We start from the raw sequence: 3,461 nt of genomic DNA on the forward strand, positions 1-3,461 counted from the left end.
GGGCACCGCGCTACGACGTCGGCAAGACCGTCAAACGCCCCGAGACACTCAAGGCCATCGGGAAGCTCGGCAGATCTTGGTAGATAAAGGACAAGCTAAGAAGCTGTTTCTGAACTGACGATGCTGTGGCACGCCTGCGTGTGCGTTCTCTATGGTGAAGCCGTGCCCACCGAACCAGCCCCAGGTCAGCCCGTGCGCGGATACCTCATCACTCCCAACGGGCGTCGCCTCTCTTATCTCGACTTCGGGCCCGCAGGGGGGCGGCCCTTGCTTGGGTTACACGGACACCTCGGCGAAGGAGCTGACTTCGCAGAGCTCGCCCGCGCCCTGAGCCCCGACGGGTGGCGGGTGGTCGCACTGGATCAGCGAGGGCACGGGGACTCCGACCGGGCGAAGCAGTACGATCGGAACGGATACCTCGACGATCTGAGTCTCCTGCTCACCTACCTGGGCCTTGACCATCAGCCCCTGCCCGTTCTTGGGCACTCCCTCGGTGCCATCAACGCCTACTACCTGGCCGCAGCCCAACCTGACGCTGTAAGCGCCCTGATCAACATTGACGGGCCCGCGCACCTGCGAGTCGTGGACCCCGCACCGCTGTCCGTTCTGCTCGGCCTTCCGTACTCCGCCCCCACACGCAAGGAACTCCTCTCCGCCTGCGGCTCCCTGACGCCCTTGCTGGAAAACGGACTGCGACCGCACCACGACGGGTGGCGGCTCGGCTTTCACCCTGCGGACATGGTCGACTCCGACACCCGCGTGCTCGGCGACCACTGGAACCAATGGCTGAGCTCCCACTGCCCCGCGCTGCTCCTGCACGGCACGGCCAGCACTGTGCTGCCCACCGCGCAGGCCCGCGAGATGGCATCTCGACGACCCGGCACCACCCTGATCGAACTGAACGCCGACCACTGGCCCCATCTACGGAGGCCGAAGGAGTCAGCGATTGCAATCCGCCGATTCCTCGACTCCATTCTTGGCGGCCGGTGCAGAGGGACCTGACCGGCCGCCATCATGTCTGAACCTGGGCCGAGCAACCGCCGCTTGGCACGCATACGGGTGGAGCTGGACCGGGCCCGTTAGCGGAGCTGGCGCCGTTCGTCTGACGGTGCCGCAGATGGGGACTGAAGAACTGCACGCGCTTCGGCGACGAACCGCTTATGTAGGTCCTGTTGGCGCACCGTCCACTGAGCTCGCTCCTGCGTCACCGAGTCCCGTTCATTCGGTCTGATGTTCCAGTAGGTCGTGCGAACATGCATGACGGCCAGGCGTAGATCCCCGGCGGTTCGTTCCACCGCATCCGGGCCAACGATGGACAGCCTCGTTATGGCTCGCTGCATTGCCAGATCGGCTTCGTCTACCGGCCTCCACAGTTCACGTACGGCCGGGGCGTCCATCCCCTGGTAGCCCAGTGCCCAGGCCTCGAACACCGGGCCGAGAGCGTCGGCAGCGCGGTCGAACGCTGCCAGAAATGCCGTGTAGGCGTCTTGGCGCTGTTGTCTCAGCCAGTGACCGTGTTCTGCTGCGGCTTGCTTGGTGACTTGTTCAAGGACTGCTGCCGCGGCGCGTTCTGCGCCGACCCGGGCGGATCGTCCGGTGTACCAACCGCTGATGACGGCTCCGCCGAAGGCGGCCACGCCGGCTATCAGTGCTGCCAGTCCCTGATCCACCTGATCCATTCGGGCATCATGCCGCACCCCACTGACACAGCGGCGTCACGTCAAAGTCCGCTGAGAACTGGAACGGGAAGGGCATCCGGGGCCTGGGAGGTGACTTTCAGTGATCTCCCAGGGAGGGTGTAACCGTACTACGAGAGGCCGGGGCACTTCGTTGCCGACGCTTGGTTGTTGTCGGGTCACCGGCCTGCTGATCGCCGCGTACTGCCGGCACACCGGCATGGCCATGGACTGTCCACGCCTTCCAGCCGCCGCCGGCAACGCGGGCTTGCCCAGGGCCGCCTTGGGCTTGCCCGCGCCGCCGGCGGAAGGCTGCCCGGGTCAGGTGCGCAGGCGTGAGAACCAGCCGCCGGCCTTCTGCCCGGGGATCTGTTCCTCCTGCTCCTGGTGCTCGTTCTCGGCCTGGCTCGCGGCCCGGACGGCCCGGTCCTCGCATCCGTCGCACAGCGTCGGATGCCACCGCGGTCCCGGTGTCGGGTGTGCCTGGGCCGCCTTCCAGCGGTCGTCGGTGAGCTTCGTGCCGCAGCCGGCGCATGCCGGGCGGCGTGCTTCCCGCTCGACCTTCTGCTGCTCGGCCGCGCGGCGCAGCTGCTCCTTGTATGCGCGTTCGATCCTGTCTCGCTGAAGCCGAGGCGGTCTCGGTCCATGCGAGGCATCAGGTCGTACGTCTCGCTCAATTCCAGGCATCTGCTGCTGGGTCCCAGTGTCAGCCCGGCGCGTCCATCAAGGCGGTGACATAGGCATCCAGCCGCTCCTCCACGGCTCGCGTCGTCAGTTCAGCCCTACCGGCCTCCCGCCATGGCTGGGACACCGACCGCACTTCTTCCGAGGCGGCCAGCGCGTCTCGCACCCGCCAGTACAGCCGCTCGCTCGCGGTCGCGGCCAATACCCCGCCGGCCTCCTCGTACGCCTCGGCGAACCGCATACCCCACGCCGGGCCGTGCAGCAGCGCGAGATTGACGCAGCAGTGCGCCACATCGAGATCCGCCGGACCCCAGGAGGGTGCCCAGTCGACGACGCCGGTGATGCGGGCATCTTCCGGGTTTGAAGGCGGTACGTCGAACAGCACGTTGCCGGGCTGGAAGTCCCGGTGCAGAAAGTGCCCTTCACAAGGCGGCGCGGGCTTGCGGATCACGTCGATGGCCGCGGTCCATACAGCCGCGTCGGCGCCCTTCGGGACGACGACGGTGTCGGCGGTCGTCAACGTCACATACTTTCGGGGCCGCTCGGCGGGTCGTAACGCGTGGATCGCCACGAGTTGGCGGGCCAGCAGGCGAACACGCGTCTCCACTCCCTGATCGTCGAGGACCGTCCGGCCCGCCAGATGTGTCATCAGGAGCGACGGAAACTCGCACTGCGTGGCGGTCGGATCAACCGCGACCAGTGAAGGGGCCGGCACGCCGGTCCCCGTGAGCAGGGTCAGGGCGCCGGCCTCCCGATTCAGCCCGCCCTCGGCGTGCTCCACGTAGAACGGGTCGACGTAGGTCCGCAGCACCAGGTCACGGGTGCCTCCGTCCCGCGTCCCGATGGTCAGCCGCCGCACCTCGGCGGTGATGCCGCCGTGCAGCGCCGTGGCCTTGACGATCCGCTCGCCGGCCTCCAGATGCCGGCTCACCCAAGCCAGTGTCAACGGCCGGACAGCCGCCGCCTCATCGTGGTTCATCACCGTGTCACCTCATCATCCGGACGGCGGGCCTTGACCCCTGATCCTGAACACGGGTTATGCGGCTTCGGCCAGCGTAGTTGATGTTGTTCGGAGTGCTTGTTCGTAGGCGATGGGGCTGC

4 protein-coding genes are annotated in these 3,461 nt (G+C 67.2%); 1 reads left to right on the top strand and 3 read right to left on the bottom strand.

The genetic code is table 11. From position 1 onward, the window contains the following. The first annotated feature begins 267 nt into the window (after positions 1 to 267). Positions 268 to 1,002, top strand: coding sequence for an alpha/beta fold hydrolase (locus tag ACIRJP_RS42125; protein ID WP_404186467.1), 735 nt, complete (start codon positions 268 to 270; stop codon positions 1,000 to 1,002). A gap of 77 nt (positions 1,003 to 1,079) precedes the next feature. Here ACIRJP_RS42125 and ACIRJP_RS42130 read toward each other — a convergent pair whose 3' ends face one another. The 3 genes from ACIRJP_RS42130 to ACIRJP_RS42140 form a co-directional block, all read right to left on the bottom strand. After that, positions 1,080 to 1,679 carry a hypothetical protein gene (locus ACIRJP_RS42130; protein WP_404186469.1) on the bottom strand — a complete coding sequence of 200 codons (600 nt, stop codon included), beginning with the start codon at positions 1,677 to 1,679 and terminating at the stop codon, positions 1,080 to 1,082. A gap of 318 nt (positions 1,680 to 1,997) precedes the next feature. Beyond that, positions 1,998 to 2,363 carry a hypothetical protein gene (locus ACIRJP_RS42135; protein WP_404186471.1) on the bottom strand — a complete coding sequence of 122 codons (366 nt, stop codon included), beginning with the start codon at positions 2,361 to 2,363 and terminating at the stop codon, positions 1,998 to 2,000. A gap of 19 nt (positions 2,364 to 2,382) precedes the next feature. Then, the gene (locus tag ACIRJP_RS42140; protein ID WP_404186473.1) at positions 2,383 to 3,339 is read right to left on the bottom strand and encodes a phosphotransferase family protein; all 957 of its coding nucleotides are present in this window, start codon (positions 3,337 to 3,339) and stop codon (positions 2,383 to 2,385) included. Positions 3,340 to 3,461: the final 122 nt, after the last annotated feature.

Origin of the sequence: Streptomyces sp. NPDC102437 (assembly GCF_044765565.1) — a bacterium.
GTDB lineage: Bacteria > Actinomycetota > Actinomycetes > Streptomycetales > Streptomycetaceae > Streptomyces.

Coding starts and splice junctions, on each gene's coding strand:
- ACIRJP_RS42130 (WP_404186469.1), bottom strand. CDS start 1,679: ATGGATCAGGTGGATCAGGGACTGGCAGCACTGATAGCCGGCGTGGCC.
- ACIRJP_RS42140 (WP_404186473.1), bottom strand. CDS start 3,339: ATGAACCACGATGAGGCGGCGGCTGTCCGGCCGTTGACACTGGCTTGG.
- ACIRJP_RS42135 (WP_404186471.1), bottom strand. CDS start 2,363: ATGCCTGGAATTGAGCGAGACGTACGACCTGATGCCTCGCATGGACCG.